The sequence below is a fragment of the Microbacterium sp. 4-7 genome, assembly GCF_014332665.1.
GTDB lineage: Bacteria > Actinomycetota > Actinomycetes > Actinomycetales > Microbacteriaceae > Microbacterium.
Map to the genome: position 1 here is coordinate 358730 of NZ_MCRH01000006.1, position 24667 is coordinate 383396.

At 68.7% G+C, this 24667-nt stretch carries 20 protein-coding genes, 1 tRNA gene and 1 other RNA gene; 16 read left to right on the top strand and 6 right to left on the bottom strand.

Annotated features, from left to right (window positions below; all coding sequences use genetic code 11):
- Positions 1-23: 23 nt before the first annotated feature.
- From BEP68_RS14190 to rplL, 3 genes are all read left to right on the top strand, one after another.
- The gene (locus BEP68_RS14190; RefSeq protein WP_187250354.1) at positions 24-1817 is read left to right on the top strand and encodes a glycoside hydrolase family 15 protein; all 1794 of its coding nucleotides are present in this window, start codon (positions 24-26) and stop codon (positions 1815-1817) included.
- Between the two features lie 230 nt (positions 1818-2047).
- Positions 2048-2536, top strand: coding sequence for a 50S ribosomal protein L10 (gene rplJ, locus BEP68_RS14195; protein ID WP_053097428.1), 489 nt, complete (start codon positions 2048-2050; stop codon positions 2534-2536).
- Between the two features lie 48 nt (positions 2537-2584).
- Complete coding sequence (rplL, locus tag BEP68_RS14200) at positions 2585-2962, top strand: 50S ribosomal protein L7/L12 (RefSeq protein ID WP_042539579.1); 378 nt, start codon at positions 2585-2587, stop codon at positions 2960-2962.
- A gap of 115 nt (positions 2963-3077) precedes the next feature.
- On the opposite strand, the gene BEP68_RS14205 is transcribed toward rplL, so the two are convergent.
- Entirely contained in the window at positions 3078-4082 is a 1005-nt protein-coding gene (locus BEP68_RS14205) for a LacI family DNA-binding transcriptional regulator (protein ID WP_187250355.1), read from the bottom strand.
- A 282-nt stretch (positions 4083-4364) separates the two neighbouring features.
- Between BEP68_RS14205 and BEP68_RS14210 the strand changes: the two genes are divergently transcribed.
- From BEP68_RS14210 to BEP68_RS14245, 8 genes are all read left to right on the top strand, one after another.
- Entirely contained in the window at positions 4365-5681 is a 1317-nt protein-coding gene (locus BEP68_RS14210; protein WP_053097426.1) for an ABC transporter substrate-binding protein, read from the top strand.
- A gap of 103 nt (positions 5682-5784) precedes the next feature.
- A complete protein-coding gene (locus BEP68_RS14215; protein ID WP_053097425.1) occupies positions 5785-6924 on the top strand; it encodes a carbohydrate ABC transporter permease in 1140 nt (379 codons plus the stop codon).
- On the top strand, positions 6921-7880 hold the full coding sequence (locus tag BEP68_RS14220) for a carbohydrate ABC transporter permease (protein WP_187250356.1): 960 nt from the start codon (positions 6921-6923) through the stop codon (positions 7878-7880). Before BEP68_RS14215 ends, BEP68_RS14220 begins: the two co-directional genes overlap by 4 nt.
- Before the next feature lie 89 nt (positions 7881-7969).
- Positions 7970-9346, top strand: a complete 1377-nt coding sequence (locus BEP68_RS14225) for a cystathionine beta-synthase (protein ID WP_187250357.1) — start codon at positions 7970-7972, stop codon at positions 9344-9346.
- Between the two features lie 73 nt (positions 9347-9419).
- On the top strand, positions 9420-10571 hold the full coding sequence (locus BEP68_RS14230; RefSeq protein WP_053097421.1) for a cystathionine gamma-synthase: 1152 nt from the start codon (positions 9420-9422) through the stop codon (positions 10569-10571).
- 160 nt (positions 10572-10731) lie between these two features.
- Positions 10732-12096 (top strand): multidrug effflux MFS transporter, encoded by a 1365-nt coding sequence (locus BEP68_RS14235; RefSeq protein ID WP_394194683.1) that lies wholly within the window; start codon positions 10732-10734, stop codon positions 12094-12096.
- A 30-nt stretch (positions 12097-12126) separates the two neighbouring features.
- A complete protein-coding gene (locus BEP68_RS14240) occupies positions 12127-12765 on the top strand; it encodes a phosphatase PAP2 family protein (RefSeq protein WP_072591647.1) in 639 nt (212 codons plus the stop codon).
- 29 nt (positions 12766-12794) lie between these two features.
- Positions 12795-13394, top strand: coding sequence for a GNAT family N-acetyltransferase (locus BEP68_RS14245; protein ID WP_187250358.1), 600 nt, complete (start codon positions 12795-12797; stop codon positions 13392-13394).
- Positions 13395-13510: 116 nt separating this feature from the next.
- Here BEP68_RS14245 and BEP68_RS14250 read toward each other — a convergent pair.
- Positions 13511-13598 (bottom strand) — tRNA-Ser (locus BEP68_RS14250).
- Positions 13599-13842: 244 nt separating this feature from the next.
- Between BEP68_RS14250 and BEP68_RS14255 the strand changes: the two genes are divergently transcribed.
- Positions 13843-14721, top strand: a complete 879-nt coding sequence (locus BEP68_RS14255) for an aminoglycoside phosphotransferase (protein WP_157538284.1) — start codon at positions 13843-13845, stop codon at positions 14719-14721.
- 9 nt (positions 14722-14730) lie between these two features.
- Positions 14731-15621, top strand: a complete 891-nt coding sequence (locus BEP68_RS14260) for a rhodanese-related sulfurtransferase (RefSeq protein ID WP_056279814.1) — start codon at positions 14731-14733, stop codon at positions 15619-15621.
- Positions 15622-15657: 36 nt separating this feature from the next.
- Here BEP68_RS14260 and BEP68_RS14265 read toward each other — a convergent pair whose 3' ends face one another.
- From BEP68_RS14265 to BEP68_RS14280, 4 genes are all read right to left on the bottom strand, one after another.
- The gene (locus BEP68_RS14265) at positions 15658-17913 is read right to left on the bottom strand and encodes a transglutaminaseTgpA domain-containing protein (protein ID WP_187250359.1); all 2256 of its coding nucleotides are present in this window, start codon (positions 17911-17913) and stop codon (positions 15658-15660) included.
- Complete coding sequence (locus BEP68_RS14270; protein ID WP_187250360.1) at positions 17900-19111, bottom strand: DUF58 domain-containing protein; 1212 nt, start codon at positions 19109-19111, stop codon at positions 17900-17902. Before BEP68_RS14270 ends, BEP68_RS14265 begins: the two co-directional genes overlap by 14 nt.
- 13 nt (positions 19112-19124) lie before the next feature.
- Positions 19125-20114 (bottom strand): AAA family ATPase, encoded by a 990-nt coding sequence (locus BEP68_RS14275; RefSeq protein WP_056279820.1) that lies wholly within the window; start codon positions 20112-20114, stop codon positions 19125-19127.
- An 87-nt stretch (positions 20115-20201) separates the two neighbouring features.
- On the bottom strand, positions 20202-23111 hold the full coding sequence (locus tag BEP68_RS14280; protein ID WP_187250361.1) for a DEAD/DEAH box helicase family protein: 2910 nt from the start codon (positions 23109-23111) through the stop codon (positions 20202-20204).
- Between the two features lie 50 nt (positions 23112-23161).
- On the opposite strand from BEP68_RS14280, the gene ffs reads away from it, so the two are divergent.
- The 3 genes from ffs (at position 23162) to BEP68_RS14295 (ending at position 24650) form a co-directional block, all read left to right on the top strand.
- Positions 23162-23258, top strand: an RNA gene (gene ffs / locus BEP68_RS14285) — signal recognition particle sRNA small type.
- Positions 23259-23301: 43 nt separating this feature from the next.
- Entirely contained in the window at positions 23302-23919 is a 618-nt protein-coding gene (locus BEP68_RS14290; RefSeq protein WP_232224462.1) for a rhomboid family intramembrane serine protease, read from the top strand.
- Positions 23916-24650, top strand: a complete 735-nt coding sequence (locus BEP68_RS14295) for a hypothetical protein (protein WP_187250362.1) — start codon at positions 23916-23918, stop codon at positions 24648-24650. Before BEP68_RS14290 ends, BEP68_RS14295 begins: the two co-directional genes overlap by 4 nt.
- The last annotated feature ends 17 nt before the right edge of the window (positions 24651-24667 follow it).

A 24667-nucleotide genomic window follows, 5' to 3' on the forward strand; every position in this document is an offset into this window, starting at 1 on the left:
GGTGAACATGCCAGACTCGGTCGATGCCCGCTCCGATCGAGGACTACGCCCTGCTCAGCGACTGCCGCACCGGCGCGCTCGTCTCGCGAGACGGCGGCATCGACTGGCTGTGCCTTCCGCGTTTCGATTCGTCCTCGGTGTTCGGCGCTCTCCTGGGCGACCCCGGTCACGGATGCTGGACGCTGCGCCCGAGCGATGCCGGGGCGACATCGACGCGGTTCTACCTCTCGGACACCTTCATCCTGGTCACCCGGTGGGAGACGGCGGAGGGCGTCGCGGAGGTGCACGAGTTCATGCCGATCCAGCCGACGCGCACCGAGGTCATCCGACGGATCGTCGGCGTCTCGGGCAGCGTCGAGTTCGACACCGAGCTGCGCCTGCACTTCGACTACTCCCGTCGGCTGCCGTGGGTGCGGCAGGTCGGCACTCCGGATCACCCGGCGCTGCATGCGACGGCCGGGCCCGAGTCGGTGATCGTGCGCGGCGTGCGATTCCACGCCGAGGACCATCGGCACCGGGCGACGGTGACGGTCGGCCCCGACGAGATCCGGGACCTCACGCTCAGCTGGTTCCTCGCATATGAGCACGCGCCGAAGCCGCTCGACGTCGAAGAGGCGATCGCCGGGACGCGGGCCTGGTGGCAGGGATGGGCGAGCGGGATCCGCCACGACGGCCCGCATCGCGACGCCGTCGTCCGCTCTCTGCTGGTGCTGCGTGCGCTCACCAACAAGGACACCGGAGGCATCGTCGCCGCGGCCACGACCTCGCTGCCCGAGGACTTCGGCGGCTCGCGCAACTGGGACTACCGCTTCGTCTGGCTGCGGGATGCCGCGCTGACGCTCGAGGCGCTGATCGCTCATGGCTTCCTCGCCGAAGCGCATCAGTGGCGTCGCTGGCTGCTCCGGGCCGTCGCGGGGGAACCGCGGGAGGTGCAGATCATGTACGGGATCGCCGGTGAGCGCGATCTCCTCGAGCGCGAGCTGACCAGTCTCCCCGGTTATGACGGTTCAGCGCCGGTGCGCATCGGCAACGGGGCCGTCGACCAATACCAGGGTGATGTGATCGGCGAGGTCCTGGTCGCTCTCGAGGCGGCCAGGATCGCGGGTCTGGAAGAGGGGGACTTCTCCTGGCCCTTGCAGCGCGCGCTCGTCGAGCAGGTGATCGCGTCGATCGATCGCCCCGACAACGGAATCTGGGAGATCCGGGGCGAGCCGCAATGGTTCACGCACTCGCGGGTCATGATGTGGGCCGCGCTCGACCGGGGAGCCCGTGCCGTGCGGGAGCATGGTCTCGCCGGCGATGCCGAGCGATGGGAGGGCGTGCGCGATCGCCTGCGTCGCGAGATCGACGACCGCGGTGTCGATGCGGAGGGCGGCCACTTCGTCCAGCACTACGGATCCGGCGACGTCGATGCCTCGCTGCTGCTGCTGCCGCAGGTCGGGTACTGCGCCGCCGACGATCCGCGCATGCTGCGCACCGTCGCCGAGATCGAGAGTCGCCTGCTCGTGAACGGATTCGTGCGGCGCTATCGCACCGAGTCCGGGGTCGACGGACTCGGTGGAGGGGAGCATCCCTTCATCGCCTGCAGCTTCTGGCTCGTCGAGCAGTATGCGGCGAGCGGGCGTACGGGCGACGCCCAGAACCTCATGGCCGGAGTGATGGCGATGGCGAACGATCTCGGCCTGCTCTCGGAGGAGTACGACGTCGGACACCAGCGGCAGGCCGGCAACACTCCGCAGGCACTCTCGCACCTGAGTCTCATCCGGGCCGCCGACGCACTCGCCGGGCACCGGGGACGCGCGGCGCACCGGGACTGACGTCCGATTTGAGGGTCGGCGGTCGATGAGGTAGCCTGGGAACAACCGAAGACCGCTGGTCATCGTCGTGCGTGAGAACGCGAGGCGATCGAAGCTCTGCTCAGCAGGGGCCCGCGCAGGACACGAACTTTCAGAGCTCCGTGCGCTTGCGCCGGAGCTTTTCTGTTGCATGCGGTCAGGGGTCGGCGCCTCACCTCCGTGAGGCGCCTCGTACACACCAAGGAGTGACCATGGCGCAGAAGGACGCATCGGTTGCCGAGCTCACGAAGTCATTCGAGAACTCGACTGCCGTTCTGCTGACCGAGTACCGCGGTCTGACGGTTGCCCAGCTCAAGGAGCTGCGCAACAGCATCCGTCAGGACGCTGAGTACGCCGTGGTGAAGAACACGCTGACCAAGATCGCCGCCAACAAGGCTGGCATCACCGCGCTGGACGACGACCTCAAGGGTCCGTCGGCTGTCGCGTTCGTGCATGGCGACTTCGTCGCCACTGCCAAGGCTCTTCGTGACTTCGCCAAGGCCAACCCGCTTCTCGTGATCAAGTCCGGCATCTTCGAGGGCAACGCCCTCTCTGCCGACGAGGTCAACAAGTACGCCGCGCTCGAGAGCCGTGAGGTTCTGCTGGCGAAGGCTGCGGGCATGATGAAGGCGACGATGGGCAAGGCTGCTGCCACCATCGATGCTCTTCGCGAAAAGCTGGAGACCGCTGAGGCCGCGTGAGCGACCCACGATCTCGTTCAACAAACCCACCTATCTAGGAGATACATCATGGCTAAGCTCACCACTGAGGAGCTGCTCGAGCAGTTCGCAGGCCTGACCCTCGTCGAGCTCAACGACTTCGTCAAGGCGTTCGAGGAGAAGTTCGAGGTCACCGCTGCTGCCCCCGTCGCCGTTGCAGGCGCAGGCGGCGGCGCTGCTGAAGAGGTTGAGGAGAAGGACTCCTTCGACGTCATCCTCGAGGCTGCCGGCGACAAGAAGATCCAGGTCATCAAGACCGTCCGCGAGCTCACCTCGCTCGGTCTCGGCGAGGCCAAGGCCGTCGTCGACGGTGCTCCCAAGGCCGTGCTCGAGGGTGCGAACAAGGAAGCAGCCGAGAAGGCCAAGGCTGCCCTCGAAGAGGCAGGCGCCACGGTTACCCTCAAGTAATCCGTTCCAGGTCGCGGCGTGATGCCTCGCCCTGGAAGCGTCTGAACGCTTCACGAAAGCCCCGGGTCCGCCCGGGGCTTTCGTGCGTCCGGAGCGCAGATCCGCAGAGGAGCGGTCAGCGACGTCCGGCGGTGGAGCTCCGGACGACCAGCGAGGATGTCGTCACGGTGCGCTCGCGTGGAGAATCCGGGTGGTCGATCTGCTGCCGCAGCAGGCGCACTGCCTCGTGGCCCTGTTCGCGCGGTGACTGCCTGATGGTCGTGAGCGCGAACATCTCGGCGTGCTGGTGGTCGTCGACTCCGACGATGCTGAGCTCGGTCGGCACGGCGATGCCCAGGCGACGTGCCGCGATCATCGCGCCGATCGCCGCCTCGTCGCAGACGCCGACGATCGCGGTGGGGCGTCCTCTGCGGTCACCGAGGAGCTCGACGGCGGCGGCGTAGCCGCCGGGCATGGTCGGGCGGCTGTCCGCGATCCTCGCGACCGCCTCGAGTCCCGCCGCGGCGAGAGCCTCGAGATATCCCTCCACGCGCTGGGCGTCGCCGAAGCTGAGATGGTCCGGATCCATGGATCCGCCGACGAACGCGATATCGGTATGGCCGAGTTCGATCAGGTGCTCGGTGGCGATCCGGGCGGCGGCGATGTCGTCGATCGACACGGCACTGGATCCCTCACTGTACGGACCGACGCTGACGAGCGGTCGCTCGGAGCGGTGCAGACGTTCGAGCTCCTGTGCGCTGGGCTGGATGCCGACGGCGATGATCCCGTCGAACCGTCGCCCGGGCAGCACGACGTCGAACAGGCGCTCGCGGGTCTCGCTGCCTTCGCGGATGCCGTAGAGGGCGAGCTCGTAGTCGAGGGCGAACAGCGATTCCTGGATGCCGGCGAGCAGCTCCGAGAAGAACCAGCGGTCGACCGGCGGCATGATGACTCCGACGGTCTGCGTGCGGCCCGTGGCGAGGCTCGTCGCGGAGGAGTGTGCGACATAGGCGAGTTCTCCGGCAGCATCGGCGACCCGCTTGCGGGTGTCTTCCGAGACGTAACCGCGGCCGCTGAGTGCTCGGCTCGCCGTCGCCTTCGACACGCCAGCGCGCGCCGCGACGTCGGCGATCGTGCTCATCCGGTCCTCCTCGACCATGACTGCGACGCGAGCCCCCACCCCTGCGCCGATGACAGCGTAACGGGTCGCAGGGACGAAAAGGAACCGGTTCCACAGGAATTGTGAGGGAGCGCTCCCATGGTTCGTGCCAGGGCGCTGCGAATGGTTGTCAGTCTGTGATCCTGGCTTATTGTGCCGCGGCGTCGGACCCCGATAGGTTGTCCTGGAATCGGTTCCCGATTCTGTGCCGAGGGGCGGCGCGGAATGTCGTGGGAGCCGGGAAACTCGAAGAGGAGAATTCACATGGGTCTGTCACAGCGTTCCCGGCGTTACGCGCCAATCGCACTGCTGGGAGTCGCGGGCATCGCGCTCGCCGGTTGTGGTGCTCCCGGCGGCACGGACGGCGGGGGAGAAGGCGGCGGCGGAGACAACACCGTCACGATCTACGGCACGATCGTCGAAGGAGAGGCAGAACTTCTCGCAGAGTCCTGGGCGGACTTCGAGAAGGAGAACGACATCACGATCAAGTACGAGGGCAGCCAGGACTTCGAGACTCAGCTCGGCACCCGTGCACAGGGCGGCAACCCGCCCGACATCGCGATCTTCCCGCAGCCGGGTCTGTTCGCGGACTACGCGGCTCGCGACTTCCTGAAGCCGGCCCCTGACGCCGTCGAGGCGAACGCCAAGGAGTACTGGACGCAGGGATGGGTCGACTTCGGCACCTACGAGGACGAGTTCTACGGCGCGCCGCTCATGGCGAGCGTCAAGGGCTGGGTCTGGTACTCGCCGACGAAGTTCGCCGAGTGGGGAGTCCAGGAGCCCACGAGCTGGGACGAGCTGCTCACACTGACCCAGACCATCCAGGAGAAGAGCGGCAAGGCACCATGGTGCGCCGGCTTCGAGTCGGGTGTGGCGACCGGCTGGCCCGGCACCGACTGGATCGAGGACCTCGTGCTCCGCAACGCGGGCGCCGACGTCTACGACCAGTGGGTCAAGAACGAGATCCCCTTCACCGACCCGCAGATCAAGGAGGCGTTCGACGCCACCGGCGAGATCCTGCTCAACCCGGCCTACGTCAACGGCGGCTTCGGCGACGTGCGCTCGGTCAACTCCACGGCATTCGGCGACGTGGCCCCTGCGGTCGCGAGCGGCGAGTGCGCACTGACGCACCAGGCGTCCTTCCTGTCGGGCTTCTTCCCCGAGGGCACGAACATCGCCGAGGACGGCGACGTGTGGGCGTTCCTGCTTCCGAGCCAGAGCGAGGACGAGACGTTCATCACCGGTGGTGGCGAGATCGTCGGCGCGTTCAGCGACGACGAGGCGACGCAGAAGGTGCTCGAGTACCTCTCGAGCCCCGAGTGGGCCGACAGCCGTCTGGCGCTCGGTGGCGTGACGTCTGCGAACAAGGGCGTCGACATCGAGGCCGTCGAGAACCCGATCCTGCAGGAGTCGATCAAGCTGCTCCAGGACGACTCGGTCACGTTCCGCTTCGACGGATCCGACCAGATGCCCGGCGCCGTCGGCTCGGGAACCTTCTGGAAGGGCATGGTCGCCTGGATCAACGGCACCTCGACCGACGAGGTCCTGACCCAGATCGAGACCGGCTGGCCCTCCAGCTGATCGGATGAGGTGGGCCGCCCCGTCGGGCGGCCCACCTTCTCCCTCTCGGTCCGCGCATCGCCGCGCGGACCGCTGATCAGCTCCGTCTCATGAAGGGGAATCCATGAACGCGACTGTGTTCTTCCAATGGATCGGGTCTCTGCCCCCGATCGCCCAGGCTCTCGCCGTGGTCATCGCGTTCGCGGTGGTCGTCGTCGTCATCCTGCTTCTCGTCGACATCGCGCCCCGCAAGGGCGCGCTCTACACCGGCATCCGCCTGGCGATGTGCCTGCTCATCCCGTTCGCGGTGATGTGGTTCTTCAACTCCTATTACTGGGCGATGGGAGTAGCGGTCGCCGTCGGCGCCCTGTTCTTCTTCCTCGACTACCGTTCCCGCGACGGAGCCGGGTACCTGATCCAGCTCGTGGCATTCATGGCCCCGGCCATGCTGCTGCTGCTCGCGGGCCTGATCCTGCCGTCCATCCAGACGGTCTACGCGTCGTTCTGGAACTCCACCGGCAGCGACTTCGTCGGCTTCTCGAACTACCTCTGGATCTTCACGCAGTCCGACGGCGTCACCTCGGTCGTGAACACGATCGTCTGGGTGCTCCTGGTCCCGACGCTCTCGACCATCGTCGGTCTGGCCTACGCGGTGTTCATCGACAAGACCCGCGGCGAGAAGATCTACAAGCTCCTCGTCTTCATGCCGATGGCGATCTCGTTCGTCGGCGCGAGCATCATCTGGCGCTTCGTCTACGCCTACCGCGGTCCGGAGTTCGAGCAGATCGGTCTGCTCAACCAGATCCTGGTCTGGTTCGGCGGAGAACCGCAGCAGTTCCTGCTCAACGGACCGTGGAACAACCTCGCCCTCATCGTCGTGCTGATCTGGGTGCAGACCGGTTTCGCGATGGTCGTCCTGTCGGCGTCGATCAAGGGAGTTCCCACAGAGCTCCTCGAAGCGGCCGAGCTCGACGGCGCGAACGCGTGGGAGCGATTCCGTTCGGTGACGATCCCGTCGATCCGCCCCGCGCTGATCGTCGTCCTCACCACCATCTCGATCGCCTCGCTGAAGGTCTTCGACATCGTCCGCACGATGACCGGTGGCAACTACGGCACCTCGGTGCTCGCGAACGAGATGTACACGCAGTTCTCCAAGTTCGAGGCGGGACGCAGCGCTGCGCTCTCCGTCATCCTGTTCATCCTGGTGCTCCCGATCGTGATCTACAACGCGCGCCAGATCAAGAAGCAGCGGGAGATCCGATGACCGACACCGTGAACTCAGACACCGGACAGAGCACGAAAGCGATCACCACCGCCGGACGCTTCGAAGCCTCGGCCGGCCGCGCGCGCAAGCGCCTGAGCCGTCCGTGGGCCACTGTCGCGTCGATCGTGATCGCCGTGGTGTGGACGATTCCGACGCTCGGCCTGTTCATCTCGTCGTTCCGTGAGAGGGACGCGATCGAGACGAGCGGCTGGTGGACGGTCTTCACCAACCCGCAGCTGACGCTCGACAACTATGTCGCCGTGCTGCAGTCCGGAACGACGCAGCTGACGATCCTGGAGTCGTTCTTCAACTCCATCGTGATCACGATCCCCGCCACGCTCATCCCGCTGATGATCGCGGCGATGGCGGCCTACGCGTTCTCCTGGATCGACTTCAAGGGACGCAACGCGCTGTTCATCTTCGTGTTCGCGCTGCAGATCGTGCCGATCCAGATGGCTCTCGTGCCGCTGCTGTCGTCGTTCTCGCGGGGCATCAACCTGTTCGGCGTCCAGGTGACGCAGGGACTGGACGCCTCGGGCGGCTACGCACAGGTGTGGATCGCGCACACGATGTTCGCGCTGCCGCTGGCGATCTACCTGCTGCACAACTTCATGTCGGAGATCCCGGGGGAGATCATCGAGGCGGCTCGCGTCGACGGCGCCTCCCGCGGACAGATCTTCTTCCGGATCGTGCTTCCGCTGACGATGCCGGCGATCGCGTCGGTGGCGATCTTCCAGTTCCTGTGGGTGTGGAACGACCTGCTCGTCGCCCTCGTGTTCGCCGACGGCGCCGCCTCGCCGATCACGAAGGTGCTCGCCGAGATCACCGGTCGCGGCGAGGGATGGTACCTGCTCACCGCAGGAGCCTTCGTGTCGATCATCGTCCCGCTGATCGTCTTCTTCTCGCTCCAGCGGTACTTCGTGCGAGGACTCCTGGCGGGGTCCACCAAGGGCTGATCGGCTCTCGGAGACAGGTCGAGCACACGATGCCGCGATCGGGCGCAACACAGCCCCGGTCGCGGCATCGTCGCACGTACGCTGTGAACATGAAGTACGCAGACTCCATCGTCGACCTCGTCGGCGACACGCCCCTCGTGAAGCTCCAGCACGTCACCGAGGGCGTGGAGTGCACGGTTCTCGTGAAGCTCGAGTACCTCAACCCCGGCGGCTCCGCGAAGGACCGCATCGCCTCGCGCATCATCGACGCGGCCGAGGCCTCGGGCGACCTGCGGCCGGGCGGCACGATCGTCGAGCCGACCAGCGGCAACACCGGCGTCGGACTCGCGCTGGTCGCCCAGCAGCGCGGGTACAAGTGCGTCTTCGTGCTGCCGGACAAGGTCGGCGAGGACAAGATCGACGTGCTGCGCGCCTATGGTGCCGAGGTGGTCGTCACTCCGACCTCGGTGGCGGCAGACAGCCCCGAGTCGTACTACAGCGTGAGCGACCGGCTCGCCCGCGAGATCCCCGGGGCGTTCAAGCCCAACCAGTACGAGAACCCCAACGGGCCGCGCAGCCACTACGAGACCACCGGCCCCGAGATCTGGCGAGACACCGACGGCCGCGTCACGCACTTCGTCGCCGGGGTCGGCACCGGGGGCACGATCACCGGAACCGGCCGGTATCTGCGGGAGGTGTCGGACGATCGGGTCCGCATCGTCGGAATCGACCCCGAGGGCAGCGTCTACAGCGGCGGCACCGGGCGCCCGTACCTGGTCGAGGGAGTCGGCGAGGACATCTGGCCCGGCGCCTACGACCCGAGCGTGCCGCACGAGATCGTCGCCGTCGACGACGCCGAGTCGTTCGCGATGACCCGGCGGCTCGCGCGAGAAGAGGGCATCCTCGTCGGAGGCTCCAGCGGCATGGCCGTGGTCGGCGCGCTGCGGGTGGCGCGTGACCTTCCGGCGGACGCCGTGATGGTGGTGCTGCTGCCGGATGGCGGGCGCGGGTATCTCGGCAAGATCTTCAACGACGGCTGGATGCGCTCGTACGGCTTCAGCGAGGTGGAGGAGGGCGAGACCGTCGGCGACGTGCTCGCCGCGCGCACGGCCCGCCTGGGGGAGAGCATCCCCGATCTGGTGCACGCGCATCCGACCGACACCGTGCTCGAGGCCATCGGCATGATGACCGAGTACGACGTCTCTCAGCTGGTGGTGCTGAGCGCCGAGCCGCCGGTCATGATGGGCGAGGTCGTCGGCACGGTCGACGAGAAGGGGCTGCTGGACCTGCTGTTCCGAGGCGATGCGAAGCCCGCGGACGCCGTGGGCGATCATGTGGGGGACAGGCTGCCCCTCATCGGCATCCACGCGCCGATCGCGCAGGCACGTGCGGCGCTCGCCGACGTCGACGCGCTGCTCGTCACCCTCGACGGCAAGCCGCACACGGTGCTCACGCGACAGGACCTGCTGTCGTACATCTCCCGCTGATCCCGCACGGACGCCGGACGCCGGACGTAACAGGAGCGGATGCGGTCGCCGGAGCGGACGTAGGCTGAGGGACATGTCCGAGCATGCCTTCGCCACCAGAGCCATCCACGCAGGTCAGGCGCCTGACCCGACCACCGGGTCGATCATCCCGCCGATCTATCAGGCCTCGACGCATGTGCAGGACGGCATCGGCGGGTTCCGAGACGGGTACGAGTACAACCGAGCCGGCAACCCGACACGGTCATCGCTCGAGACGCAGCTCGCCGCACTCGAAGGCGGCGCGAACGCGCTGTCGTTCGCGTCGGGGCTCGCTGCGGAGGATGCGCTGCTGCGCGGCATCCTCCGACCCGGCGATCACATCGTGCTCGGCAACGACGTCTACGGCGGCACCTACCGCCTGCTCACCAAGGTGCTCGCGCCCTGGGGCATCGAGACCACGACGGTCGAGCTGTCGGACGTCGACGAGCTGCGCGCGGCGATCCGGCCCGAGACGAAGATCGTCTGGGTCGAGACGCCCAGCAACCCGCTGCTGAAGATCGTCGACATCGAGCTCATCGCCGAGATCGCCCACGCGGCCGGGGCGATCGCCGTCGTCGACAACACCTTCGCCTCACCGGCACTGCAGCAGCCGCTCTCGCTCGGCGCCGATCTCGTCGTGCACTCCACCACGAAGTACCTGGGCGGGCACTCCGACGTGCTGGGCGGTGCTGTCGTGTTCCGCGACGACCGTTTCTTCGAGCAGGTCAAGTTCCAGCAGTTCGCGGTGGGTGCGGTATCCGCGCCTCTCGACGCCTGGCTCACGACTCGCGGCATCAAGACGCTCGCGGTGCGGGTGCGCCAGCACTCCGAGAACGCGCAGGCCATCGCCGAATGGGCAGCCGGCCGCCCGGAGTTCGCGACCGTGTACTACCCGGGGCTCGCCTCTCACCCGGGGCACGACGTCGCCACGCGGCAGATGAGCGGGTTCGGCGGGATGCTGTCACTCGGTCTCTCCGCCGGTGCCGATGCAGCCAAGTCGTTCGCGGAATCGACCGAGCTGTTCCAGCTCGCGGAGTCCCTCGGCGGTGTCGAGTCGCTGATCGGATACCCGCCGGACATGACCCACGCCTCGGTGCGGGGCACCGCGCTCGCCGTGCCCGAGAACGTCGTTCGGCTGTCCGTCGGCATCGAGGGCGTCGACGACCTGATCGCCGACCTCGAGCAGGGGCTCGCTCGCCTCGGCTGACCCTTCAGCGCGGATGGCGCACGCAGGTGGGCGCGAGCGGGCTGTAGCATGGAGACTTCGCCCGGATCGAATCGATTCGACTTCCGTCGCGGATTCGGCCGCTCTCGCGACGTGATCCCTCGCGACTCACCTGATCCCCTCCAACTCCGGAAGGACCGTCGTGCCCGACGCTCCACGCACTGACTCCATCCCGACCGCCCCCGCTCCCGAGCGGACCGCCACGGGCAGCATCCGCATTCCGTCGTCGACGGGCGCGATCCGCACGCTCGGCTCGAACCCGGCCACCGCGCCGATCATGCTGCACCCCGGCGACTCGATCTCGAACGGCCGCCGAGCCCTGTACATCGTGCTGCTCGGCGCGCTCACCGCGCTCGGCCCGTTCACGATCGACCTGTATCTGCCTGCCTTCCCGGTGCTGGAGCAGGACTTCGAGACCACGGCGGCAGCGATCCAGCTGACCCTGACGGGCACGATGATCGGCTTCGCGCTCGGCCAGCTCGTCGTGGGGCCGCTCAGTGACAAAGTGGGCCGCCGAATCCCGCTGATCGTCGTGACAGCGCTGCACGTGCTCGCCAGTGCGGCGGCGGCGTACGCGCCCACCCTTCCGCTGCTCAGCGGCGCGCGAGTCTTGATGGGCGTGGGAGCGGCCGCGGGCGGCGTCGTCGCCATGGCCATCGTCCGCGATCTGTTCGGCGGCCGCAGGCTCGTGGTGATGCTGTCGCGGCTCGCCCTCGTGTCGGGCGTCGCCCCGGTGATCGCCCCGCTGATCGGCTCATGGCTGCTCACGCTGATGCCGTGGCGCGGCATCTTCGTCGTGCTGGCCCTGTACGGCGTCGTCATGCTCGTGTCAGCCATCGTCTTCATCCCCGAGACGCTGCCGATCGCACGCCGCCAGGAGAAGGGCGGCGCGACAGTTATGCAGCGCTACCGCTCGGTGTTCTCCGATCGCGTCTTCATCGGCGTGCTGATCATCGGGGGCATGACCTTCTCGGGTCTGTTCTCGTACCTGTCGGCCTCGCCGTTCCTGTTCCAGCAGACGCACGGGCTCGACGCGCAGCAGTACGGTCTCCTGTTCGCGGTCAACTCGCTCGGTGTCGTCGCCGGCGTGCAGACGGCCTCGCGACTCGCCGCGCGCTTCGGACCGCAGTGGGTCATGGCCTACTCGACGGCGGTCCTGCTTCTCGCGGGCATCGCCATCATCGTGACCGATCAGCTCGGCCTCGGGCTGTGGGGCACGGTCATCCCGCTGTTCGTCTTCATGACGGCCTGTGGCTTCACCTTCCCGAACGTGCAGGTGCTCGCTCTCGACAGGCACGGCAAGGCCGCGGGCACCGCGGCGTCCGTGATCGGAGCCACGAACTTCGGCGTCGCAGGGCTGATCTCGCCGGTCGTCGGCTGGGTCTCTCAGGGTGCGGGGATCACCGCCACGACCATGGCCTCCGTGATGGTCGGATGCGCGGCCATCGGGGTCCTGTCACTGTGGCTGATCGTGCGTCCACGGACTGTCGGCATGCTGGCTCCCTGACTTTCAGCTTCCGACCGGCAGAATGGTTCGATGAGATCACGAACGCTGCTGTGGTGGGGAATAGGGATGCTCGTCGCGGCGACGCTCCTCGGAGCGGCGATCGTGTTCGGGTACACCGAGCCTCCCGGCTTCGACACCTGGTGGAACGAGACGATCAGCACGTACCGCACCGACGCCATGCTGTCGTTCGCGTTGGTGCTGAACAGCATCGGCGGCGGGTGGATAGCGATCCTGCTCGTTCCGCTGCTGCTGATCACCGCTCTTCTCGTGGCTCGGCGATGGCAGGCCGCCGTGTTCGCCGCCGTGGCGTTCCTCGCGAGCGCCGGCGCCGTGCAGCTGCTGAAGCACCTGTTCGGACGAGCGCGCCCGGAGGACATGATCGTCGTGAGCGACTACGGATCGTTCCCCTCGGGGCACGCCGCCAACGCGGCGACGATCGCGATGGTCCTGTGGCTGGTCTTCCCTCGCGTGTGGACCGCGATCCTCGGCATCCTCTGGGTGGTCGCGATGGCGCTCTCGCGTACTCTCCTGTCGGTGCACTGGGCCACCGACACGCTGGGCGGTGCGCTGGTCGGCGCCGGCGTCGTTCTCGTGCTGGGGGCCTGGCTGCTGCCGTGGGTGCAGTCGACGTCGCAGCGGGACGACCCCGCAGTCGCGCCGGTAGGCTGACACCGTCCACATCGCATCGAGGAGCAGCATTGTCGCGCATCCGTCCGTATCGTCCGTCCGACCGCGCCGCCCTCTACGACGTCTGCGTCAGGACTGCGGATGCCGGAGCCGACGCGACCGGGATCTTCTCGGACGACTCGCTCTGGGGCGACCTCTTCGCCGTGCCGTACGTCGAACGCCACCCCGACCTCGCCTGGGTCGTCGAGACCGACGACGAGCGCGTGATCGGCTACATCGTGGCGACGGACGACACGGATGCCTTCGCGACCTGGTTCCGCGACGAGTGGTGGCCTAGGCGACAGGAGCGGTACCCGAGGGTCGACGAGCCGAGCACCCGTGAGGATCGCATGATCGAATACGGCTATGCGCAGGCCCCGGGCCGGGACGCGAACGCGGAGGAGTACCCCGCGCACCTGCACATCGACCTCCTGCCCGAGACCCAGGGTCAGGGACTCGGGCGCCAGCTGATCGAGACGCTCTTCACCGAACTGCGCCGCCGCGGAGTGCGGGGGCTGCATCTGGGCATGGACCCGAACAACACGGGCGCCGCCGCCTTCTACAAGCGGCTGGGCATGACACCGCTCCCTGCGGAGCCGGGCGGACAGAGCTTCGGCGTGACGTTCGACTGAGCTCTCGGTCGGGCGGCGGGACTCCGGTGCTCGCTGCGCTCGCGCCTCCCCGAATCCCCAACGCTCGATAAAAAGCATGAAGGGCCCCCGCTGGCGCGGAGACCCTTCATGCTTTTTGGCGGTGACGGCGGGATTCGAACCCGCGGTTGCTTGCACAACACACGCTTTCCAAGCGTGCTCCTTCGGCCGCTCGGACACGTCACCAAGGAACAACCTGAACAGTCTATCCGATCGGGTGGGCAGCCCATGACCAGCTCGTGTGAGGAGCATCATCCGGCGGGATGCTGCTCCACCGGTATGCGATCTGTCCGAGCCTTGCGCCCGCAAAGCGATGCTCTCTAGCCTCGAACGTAGGCACTATGCAGTCATATAAGAGCGCACGGCCAGGGTGTGTGAGCCCGGCCGCGCAGCCGACACCGATCGGCGAACTCGTCTCGGAAGGACGTTCATGGCGACAGACCCTCTGCCCACCGTGGCCAGCACTCCTGTGCGCACCGCGTTGCGCCTGGCACACTCCCGCGCTCTCGCAGACCTCGGCCTCGATGCGATCGGCCGTTCACGCTTCGGATGGCGCGACCGGTCGATCGGCTCAGCCGTCGAACGGGCCGGCTCCTCATACTGGTTGCGAGTCGTCTGGGCTCGAAGCGAGTGGGCGAGGAGCTCGTGGTGGGTCGGCAACCAGGACGCGATGACCATCACCGGGGTCGAGAAGCCCCGACTGATCGACGCGCGGGCGTGGGAGGAAGGACCGCTGGTGTATCGGGCCGACCTCATGAGCCTGCTTCCCGGTCGGGTGTGCGCTCCGACATCCGTGCTCGAGCGGACGCCCGGGCTGGACGAGACGTGGTGGACCGCGCTCGAACGCAACCTCGACGCCGTCGCGGCGACGCCGACGGAGCGCACCGTGCTCGATTCCGAGATCATGCGCCGCAGGATCGGCGTGTTCTTCGGCATCGACCTCGACGTCGACCAGGACGACTGGGTGGCGAGCCACGGCGACCTGCACTGGAACAACCTTCACCGGGAGCCGTTCGCGATCGCCGACTGGGAGTCCTGGGGTCTGGCGCCGCGCGGCTATGACCCGGCGTTCCTGCTCGGACACTCCCTGGCCGTTCCGCACGTGGCAGATCAGATCGCGCGGCGATTCCGTCGGGACCTCGAGACCGAGAGCGGCATCGTCTCTCAGCTGTACGTGATGACGAAGCTGCTCACGCGTGCGGACGCCGGAGAGCACGTCGGACTCGTGCCCGCGGTGCATCGTCACGTAGGGCGGCTTCTCGGCACTCGGGTGCCGCTGCGGCGTCGGGCTCCCGCTCGTGCGACGTAGGATCTCTGGGTGGCAACCCCCAAGATCGTCCTCTTCTACGTCTTCACCCCGCTCGCCGATCCGGATGCGATCCGGGTGTGGCAGCGCGACCTCGGCGAAGCGCTCGGGCTGCGCGGACGGCTCCTCATCTCGAAGGACGGAGTCAACGGCACGTTGGGCGGTGACCTTCTGGCGCTGAAGAAATGGGCGCGGTCATTCCGGGCCTATGCGCCCTTCAAGAACGCCGACATCAAGTGGAGCGAAGGCACCGGCGTCGACGCCGATGGTCGCAGCGTCGACTTTCCGAAGCTCAGCGTCAAGGTGCGCGACGAGATCGTGTCATTCGGAGCGCCGGGCGAATTGCGGGTCGATGAGAACGGCGTCATCGGCGGCGGCACTCGGCTCACACCGGAAGAGCTGCACGAGCTGATGGGGGAGCGAGGCGACGAGGTCGTGTTCTTCGACGGACGCAACGCGCTCGAGGCGCAGATCGGCCGCTTCCGGGGAGCGGTCGTTCCCGACACCGAGACGACTCGCGACTTCGTGCAGCTGCTCGACTCGGGTGCCTACGACGACCTCAAAGGCAAGCCGGTCGTCACCTACTGCACGGGCGGCATCCGCTGTGAGGTGCTCTCGAGCCTGATGACAGCCCGCGGGTTCGGCGAGGTGTACCAACTCGAGGGCGGCATCGTCCGCTATGGCGAGCAGTACGGTGACGAGGGCCTCTGGGAGGGGTCGCTCTACGTGTTCGACAAGCGCGGCTCCGTCGACTTCTCCGACCACGCGGCCGTCATCGGCGAGTGCGTCGGCTGCGGTGTGCCGACCAAGCGCACCGCGAACTGCCCGGACCCCGCCTGCCGCACCCAGTTCGTCGTCTGCGAATCCTGCGACTCGGTGCGCTGCGAGCTGCACGCCGCCTGATCCCCTGGCCAGCACCTTCGGCAGTCGCGGTACTACTCAGACGAGCAGCGGCACGTCGGTGCGGCGGCTGACGAAGAGCGATCGCGGCAGCAGGAACGCGTGGACCCTCGTCCAGCGATCGACGCCGCGGCGCAGTTGAGCCGTCACATCGATCAGAGCGGCGTCGAGATCTCGAGCCGCGCTCGCCGAGGGGCGCGCATAGCTCGCCTGCTCGACTGCGGCGACGAGCACTCTGACGGCGTCGGCATTCACGCCGCTGTCTCTCACGAGGTCATCGCCGCGCATACGAGGGGTCTCGGCGTCCGACAGGGGTACGCGCAGATCCTGCATCGTCGCCCGCAGCTCGGCCCACGCGGCTCCGGCGTCACCGTCCCGCGCGCGCCCGCGCCGCGCGAACCGCACCGCGAGACGAGCGAATGCGGGAATCAGCAGCACCACCAGCACCCCGAGCGTCGTCAGCACGACGGGAGTGGGGTCGAGCTGACGACGCTCCCCCGTCGCGCCGGCGTTGTCGCCGGCGTCCTCACGCTCGAGCTCCGGTCCCGAGGTCTGCTCGGTGCTGGGAGCCGCCGTCGGAGCGGGCGTCGCGGCGCCGCCCGTGCCCCCGCCCGTCGTCGCCGCGGCGCTGAAGGCCGTCGGAACCCCGAGAGACGCCGTCGGTTCGAACGGGACCCAGCCGACGCCGGGGAAGAGGACCTCGGGCCATGAGTGCAGCTGGTCGCTCGAGACCGAGTACACCGCCTCATCGCCGCGCGTCGTCTCGGTCAGGGCACCGGGAAGGTAACCGACGACGATGCGCACCTCCATGTCGAGGCTCTCCGCCATGAGTGCGAACGCCCCGGCGAAGTGGATGCAGTATCCCGACCGCACCTCGAGGAACTCGGCGACCGCATCGGCTCCGGTGCCGTCGAAGCCCTCATCGACAGGGGTCTCGAGAGAGTAGGCGAACTGGCTCCGGAACCACGACTGGAGCGCGACCAAGCGGTCGTAGTCGTTCGTGGCGTCCGCCGTGACCTCGGCCGCCGTCTCGCCGATCACGTCCGGCAGGTCGACCGGCTCGGCATCGGAGTCGACGATCGGCGAAGCGGCGGGAAGCGCGCGGATCTGCTCGAGAGTCGGTGAGACCTCGAGCGACCGCACCGTGTAGTCGTTGCCGACGGCATCCCCGTTGCGAGACGCGAGAGTGCGGTTCTCGGGGCTCACCCGCCAGGCGGCGGAAAGTCCCTGCACGCCGGTCGCGGGGTACGGCACGGGGAGCCATGAACTCGACATCCGGATCACGCGGATGGAGGTGTTCTGGTCGGTCGTCTCGATGTCGTCCGCCCACTCGTCGGGGCCGAATCCCTCGCTCTGCGCCTGCAGGTCGCCGCGATCGGGCTCCCACACGCGCCCGTCGAACGACGACAGCGTCGTGAGTCGCAGGTAGGGCGCGGTGTCCGCCGTCGTCGCCAACGTGAGCACCTCGACAGGGTTCGGCTGTCGCAGGTCATCGCCGAGGCGCAGCGACGCATCGACGGTGACCCCCGTACCTGTACCCGTGAGAGTGGCCGAGACCGGCAGCACCGGTGCGACGATCACCGTCGCCGCGAGCGCAGCGACGCCGACGCCGGCGGCGACCGCCACGGATGTCCGCCGCGGCGAATCGGGATTCTGCGCCGCCGTGTACCGCAGCAGCACGAGGATCAGGATGCCGAGCAGCACGAACCAGACGACGTTCACACCCCCGAGAGTGGCGATCATCGGCAGGGATCCGACGACGGCGGTGAGGAGGCTGGCGAGGATCGCGCCGCGCTGGGCGACGAGCTGGTCGAGCAGGATGGCGACGACGCCGAACCCCAGGCCCATCACCGCCTGGAGCCCCGGTGATGCGGCGAGCGGGGCCGAACCGAACGCGATCTCCTCCCAGGCAGCGGCTGCGAGAGCCTGGAAGGTGTAGAACGTCGCTTCGGTGGGCATGACGCCGAACACCGCGGTGTCGCCCGCGACGAGCAGGATGACGGTGCCCATCACCACCAGGATCTGGACGGCGATCGTGACGAGGTCGCGTGCCCAGGCCGGACGGCCGCGCATCAGCGTGCGACACGTCATGCCCGTGAGCGCCGTGACGACGATCACGGCGAGGACCGCGAACGACCAGCTGCCGGGTTCGATGACCGAGGTGAACGGCCACATCGCGACGAGCCCCGCCGCCGCAGCCAGCACCGACGGCAGGACGGTGCCGACGGGCAGCTCGTGCTCGCGGTGCCACGACAGGCGGGATCCGCGTTCGGCCTGTCGTTCAGCTCGGGACATCGGTCGCTCCCCGGTGGTCCGCGGTGCCGCCGATGCGGTCGGGCAGCACGTCCTCCCACGCCTCTGCGATGTCGTCGCCGAGTCTCGCGAAGCGCCAGCCGTTCCGCTCGGCCGCCGCGACGACGCCGGTGCCCGGTGCGGTCGCGAACAGCATCGGCGCTGCCGCTCCGGACGGGCGCAGCAGGGCGGCATCCTCGTCGTCGATCTCGCCTGTGATGTAGACGAGCGGACCCGGAGGTGTGCCACCGACCAGAGTCGGGAGGTCGCGGGGCTCGCCGCGCGGGCCGACCAGCGCGAGGGCGACGAGAAGGCCGTCCCGATCGTCTTCGTGGCCGCGCAGCGTGCCCAGCAGAGTCCCGCCGCTGTCGATCACATCGACGCCGTATCCCTCCTGCACGAGGTGCACGGCGACGGAGGCGCACATCGACACCGCGGTCTCGAAAGCGGGGTCCTCGGCATCACCCGGGCGCGCCCAGCGTGCGGCGCTGCGGTCGAGGATCACGAGAGCGTCGGGGCTGGACTCCTCCTCTTCCTGCCGCACCATCAGCTGTCCGCGATGCGCGGTCGCCCGCCAATGGATGCGGCGCATCGAGTCGCCCGGGATGTAGCGGCGCGGCGAGAGATTGTCGCTGCCCTGCCCGAGCCGGCTCGAGGACGTGTGCGCGGTCCCGCCGGCGGCCCCGACCTTGGCGGTCAGCGGCGCGAGCGTGAACACCTCAGGGACGACGGTGACCGTGCGCGTCTCGCCGAACGCCTGCTCGCGCTGGGCGAGACCGAACGGGTCGACGGTGCGCACCACCAGTGGGCCGATCGGCCACACGCCGCGACGGACGCCGGTGATCAGATAGGTCAGCTGCCCCGTCTCGGACGGGTACTCGCCCGCCGAGTCGCCGCTCACCGCGGGCGGCAGCACGTCGCGCCAGAGGCCGCGGGGAACGCGCAGGGCCCGCAGGGTGAAGCGCAGGGTCACTCGCGAGGTCTCCGACACGGTCAGCAGGTCGGTCGAGACCTGCCGCGTGACGGTGCCCGTGCGCCGCGGCAGCCGCACGACGAGAACCGAGAAGACGGTGAGCACGAGAAGGAGGATGCCGATGTAGAGGAGGATCGGCGCGCCCAGCATATTCGCCGCGATCAGGCAGCCGAGACCGGAGAGGAGCGCACCCGTTCCCCGCAGTGTGAGGGTTCGACGGCGAGGCATGGCGAGCGGCGGGTCAGGAGCGCGCGGTCACGGGCACCCGCACGCGCTCGACGATCTGCCGCAGGGCCGCCTCGACCGGCTGGGCTCCGGCGCGGTGCGCGCCGCGGGCGGGAAGGAGTCGGTGGGCGAAGACCGGGACGATCAGCGCGGTCACGTCGTCCGGGATCACGAAGTCGCGTCCGTCGAGTGCCGCCCACACCTTCGCGGCGCGGATCAGCTGAAGAGTCGCCCTCGGGCTCGCACCCAGGTGCAGATTGGGGTCGGCTCGGGTGGCCTGCGCCAGAGCGACCGTGTACTCCTCGAGCGCCGGCGCGACATGCACGGAGCGCGCCCAGGCGATCAGTCCCGAGATCGACGCCGCGTCGGCGACCGCTCGCACCGCGGCGAGCGGGTTCACGGTGTCTCGCTGTCGCAGCATGAGCGCCTCGGCCGCCGCATCCGGGTAGCCCATCGAGATGCGCATCATGAAGCGGTCGCGCTGTGCTTCGGGCAGCGCATAGGTCCCCTCCATCTCGAGCGGATTCTGGGTCGCGACGACCAGGAACGGATCGGGCAGCATGTGGGTCGACCCGTCGACCGTCACCTGCCCCTCCTCCATGGCCTCGAGCAGCGCCGACTGCGTCTTGGGCGACGAGCGGTTGATCTCGTCGGCGATCACGATGTGCGCGAACACGGCGCCGCGTTTGAACTCGAACTCGCGATCGACGGGGTTGTAGACGCTCACGCCCGTCACATCGCCGGGGAGGAGGTCGGGAGTGAACTGGATGCGGCGGACGGTCGCATCCACGCTCGCGGCCAGCGCGCGTGCCAGCATCGTCTTGCCGACGCCTGGCACGTCCTCGATCAGCAGGTGTCCCTCGGCGAGCAGGCACACGAGCGCGCTCCGCACGGCATCCGGCTTGCCGTCGATCACCCGTCCGACGGACTCGACGATGGCAGACGTCTGCGCGGCGAACTGCTCGGCGTCGACGACGGCCGGGATCAGGGGCGGGTTCTCTGGCATGCGTTCCCTCTCGCGTGGGCGCTGCGGTGCGCGTGAACCGATCGTAACCCGGCTGCCTACGGTTGGGGTGAGAACCGGCGTCGGGCATCAGCCCCAGACACGAGCCCGGGGTTCTGCGGGGTCCACCCGGCGGTCGGCGCTGCGCGCGACACGCAGCAGGGCGAGTCCCTGTACCCCGCTCAGCTCGTGCAGTGAGCACGTGCCGATCAGGGCCCGCCAATGGTCGCAGAAGCGCTCGGCGTCTCCGCGCCGCCGGGCGATCAGGCGAGGCACTGCGAGAAGCGTGCGTCCGGGGGAGAGGCGGTCGGCGAGGCGTTCGAGCACCCGGACCCGCGGCAGCCCGGCCGCGTCGATGCGCAGCAGGAACCGGGGTGTGCGCACCGGTGCGAAGAGCTCCTCGACGGCATCGGCGATCACGCGTGCGTCCGAGACGGAGCCGCCGAGCTCGATGCGGATGCGGGTGGGGTCGGCGTCGTCCGGCCGCGCAGTGATCGCTGACTCGTCGATCCGCCCGACGCGTCCTGCCTCCTCCAGCGTGCGGGCGACGGCGACCGCCGCGGCTCGGTAGATCTCGGCCGGCCTCGAGCGATCGCGCAGAGAGCGGACGAGCATGCGCACAGCGGATGCCGTCGCAGCGACAGCGCCCCCGATCAGCGCGAGCGCGACCCCGAAGGCAGGGGCGAAGGAGACCCCGAAGAGCGCGAGCACGGTGACGAGCACGCCTGTCGTCGCGGCGCCGGCGAGGAAGCCGCCGACCGCTCCCGCCCTCGCCGTCTGCGCGGCGCGAAGCAGTGGGGCGCGGGTCGTCCGACGGATCGACACCGTCTCCCGTTCGTGGGCACGGTACGGCTCGCCGATCCGCCACTCCTCCCTCGTCCGACTCCGAGAGGGCCACTGCGCGCGCACGAGGGCGCCGAGATCCGCGATCGTCGTCGACGGGTCCTTGTCGAGCACACGAGTCCACGCCTCGACGGCGGGTGCGGTGAGTGCATGACCCAGTCCGCTGACGATCCGGCCGTCGCCCTCGGCGCTCAGCCCCCACAGATGCGAATGCCGACGACGGAGTCGCAGGGACTCGGACGCATCGTCGAGGTCGACGTGCGACGGGATCAGGCAGACGACCGACCAGTTGTGCGCGACCTTCTCGGGCCATGCCGGATCGAGCCGCAGCGTGCGCCCCCGCAGCTGCTGGGTGCCCGATGAGGTGGCCACGGTCGTGAGATCGACGAGGGTGTTCACCGACGGGCAGTCCCAGCCTTCCCCGAGCAGCCCCCGGGTGCCGACGAGCAGGCGCACATCGCCTCGGCGGATCAGCTCGGACACGGCCGCGACGACTCGTCCGCTTCCGGCGGCGCGCACCTGCAGGTCGCGCACGGGACCGATGCCCTCCGCGATGCCGACCGGCTCGCCGAGCAGTTCGCCGAGCGCGACCGCGATGTCGGCGGCGTCGTCGGCGCGGACACGCAGGTGCTGCGAGGTCAGCAGCACGGGGCGCAGTCGGGAGGTGACAGCGTCGACGGCGAGGAGGCCGAACGTGCGGAGCGCCCCGGCGGGTGCGTCACCGGCCAGACCACGGCTGTTGCCGTGCTCGACGAAATCGGTCACGACGACCGCGCGGATCCGATGGCCGTCGGCGCCGGCGAGTTCTCGCTGGAGGATCTCGACGGCCGCGTGGTCCTTGGCGGCGGAGAACGCCAGAGTGGTCTCGATCGGGTTCCGGCCGCGTCGGATACCCCGGTCGGTCAGCGCGTACCCGAAGTCCGCGAGCGAGCGCCGCACGTACTCCCACTGGCGCACGGCAGAGGGATCCGAGAGCAGCCGTGCCTGGGCGAACCGTGACAGGACCGTCAGCAGGTCGTCGGTCGTGCATCGGTCGAGCAGGGCCGGCGGGATGGAGGCGATGAGCGGATGCTGCGGAGAGACCTCGCGCAGCACGAGAGCGCATGACCGGGTGAGGGCGAAGTCCGTCGCGAAGGCCCGGTCGAGGCGGGCGAGCGGAGTCTCGGCGAGAGAGGCGTCCTGCGGCTCTGCGGGTTGGAGGTGATGCTCGAGGTACGACAGCGCGTCGGGGGTCGACAGCACCTGCGTGATCAGGTCGTGCAGCAGCGATTCGTGCCGTCGGATGAACGCGGCCTCTTCGGGCAGGGGCTCGGTGAACATCACGTGATCGCGATACGGAGCCAGGTGGCCCTCCTTGACCACCGCCGGTGTCGGCACCTCGTAGTCGACCTCGCCGAGCAGGTGGCTGTAGTTCTCGTACTCGGTCTCGTCGTCGGGCGACGGCAGGGTCGCGGTGAGGCCGATCAGCGTCGGCTCCGCGCCGCTCTCTCGGATGCGGGCGACCAGATAGGCCACCACGATCGCCCAGTAGTCGAGCAGATGATGGCACTCGTCGAGCACGACCGTGCGCACCCCCGCCTCGACGAGTCGGTCGATGAGCGCGACGGCGTGCGGGTGCAGCACGCGAGCGAGCTCCGAAGGGCGCTGGCGGGTGAAACGCGAACGCAGTCGGCGCGCACGACTGCGGATGCCGGAGCGGTGGCGGGCGGGGTTGTCGACCGCCAGCTCGGCGAGCCACGTCGCGGCATCCGCCTCGGTGCGGCCGCTCGCGACGAGTTCCTCCGTCCAGATCGCCCTGGCGAGGTCGTCGAAGGGTGAGCCGTCTCCCGTCACGCTGAGCAGCTGATAGGTGAGCACCGTCAGGTCGCCGAGACGCTCGGGATCATCCGAGACGGCCGCCGCGTCCGGCGCCAGCTCCGACGCGGTGCGCACCCACTGATGGCGGATGGTCACCGTCGGCGACAGCACGAGAGTGCGGTGGCCTTCGCGTGCGGCGAGCAGCAGGCCCAGCAGCGTCTTCCCGGAGCCTGGCGGGGCGACGATGTGCAGCGGGGCTGCGCCTCCCGGAGGGATCCGGTCGAGGACCTCGGCCTGGTAGGTGCGCAGCGTGCCCGGAAAATGCCACGTCGACAGGGGAGGGGCGGCGACGGGATCCATGACCTGCCCAGTCTGTCAAAGAGCAGGGGCAGACATCGGCTAGACTTGTCGACGGCTCTCCGCGTGGCGGCATCCAGGCCAATTCCCCCAGGGCGGAAACGCAGCAAGGGTAACCGGGCTCTGCTGGGTGCGCGGAGGGTCACTTTCTTTTTGTCAGGGTCCTCCGGGGCAGTCCTGACAGGATCGTGACGTGACAAGGCCAGATGTGACCCGCACCGCCGACTCCCCGCGCTCCAGCGCTCTCGGCCGTTTCGCGGCGCCTCTGCTGCTCGTCGCCCTGATGTGGCTCGTGCAGCTCGTCGACGCGATCCTCCCCGGGTCCTTCACGGGCTTCGGTCTTCGGTCCTGGGACCTCTCGGGTCTCGGGGGCATCGTGGTCGGGCCTCTCCTGCACGCGGATTGGGCGCACCTGATCGGCAACACCGTGCCGCTTCTCGTGCTCGGCAGCCTCGTCGCTGTCGAAGGCGCCCGCAGGTTCTGGACCGTCACCGCATTCGCCGCCGTGGTCGGCGGCCTCGGCACATGGCTCGTGAACGCGCCAGGAGCATTGACCGTCGGGGCATCAGGACTCGTCTTCGGATACTTCGGATACACCGTGATGCGGGTCTTCGCGCCGGGACGAGTCGCTCATCGCGTGCTCTATGCGATCGTCGCGCTCATCGTGATCGGACTCTACGGCGGCTCGATGCTCGCCGGCGTCGTCGGCGTTCGCGAGGGCATCTCGTGGCAGGCGCATCTGTTCGGTGCGATCGGGGGCGGCCTCGCCGCGTTCGTCGGTAGAGGCGGACGCGAGACCCGCAGCGTATGAGCTCTCGGGGCGCGACCACGAGGAAGACGCCGTCGACGAGGAAGACGGCGGCTCGCAGGAAGTCAGGCGCCCGCAAGGCGACTGACGGCAAGACGGCGAGTCGGCAGCGCGCACGCACGCACCGCGCGTCGCCGCGACGTCGAGCGCAGCGGCGGATGCGGCGGGCGAAGGTGCTGCGACGCGTCGCACTCTCTGCGGCGGCGGTGATCGTGGTCGCGCTCGCCGCGGTGCTGATCCCGCTGGGACTCGCCCACGAGAAGCCGCTGGCGATCTGCATCTCCGATCCGACCACGTTCCCGGAGGCGGGTGTCGCGGGCTGGCAGGGGGAGCAGCTCGAGAACGCCGCGACCATCATGCAGACGGCGACCGCGCTCGGCTTCGGTCGAGACGGGCAGATCCTGGGCGTCATGACGGCGATGGGCGAGAGCAGCCTGAACAACATCGACTACGGCGACTGGGAGACGAGCGGGTTCACGAACCCCGACGGCAGCCGGACGACGAGCATCGGACTCTTCCAACAGCAGCACTGGTGGGGTTCGGCCGAGCAGCGCATGGACCCGGCGACCGCCGCGACGCTGTTCTACGAGCGCCTCGCGAGAGTCCCCGACTGGCAGTCGATGGATCCGTCGCTCGCGATCCACCGGGTGCAGATCAACCTCGACCCCACCTATTACACGCGCTACGCCTCTGACGCCGCAGCCGTGGTCGATGCGCTCTCGACGCCCTGCTGAGCTGTTTCGCACGGCTG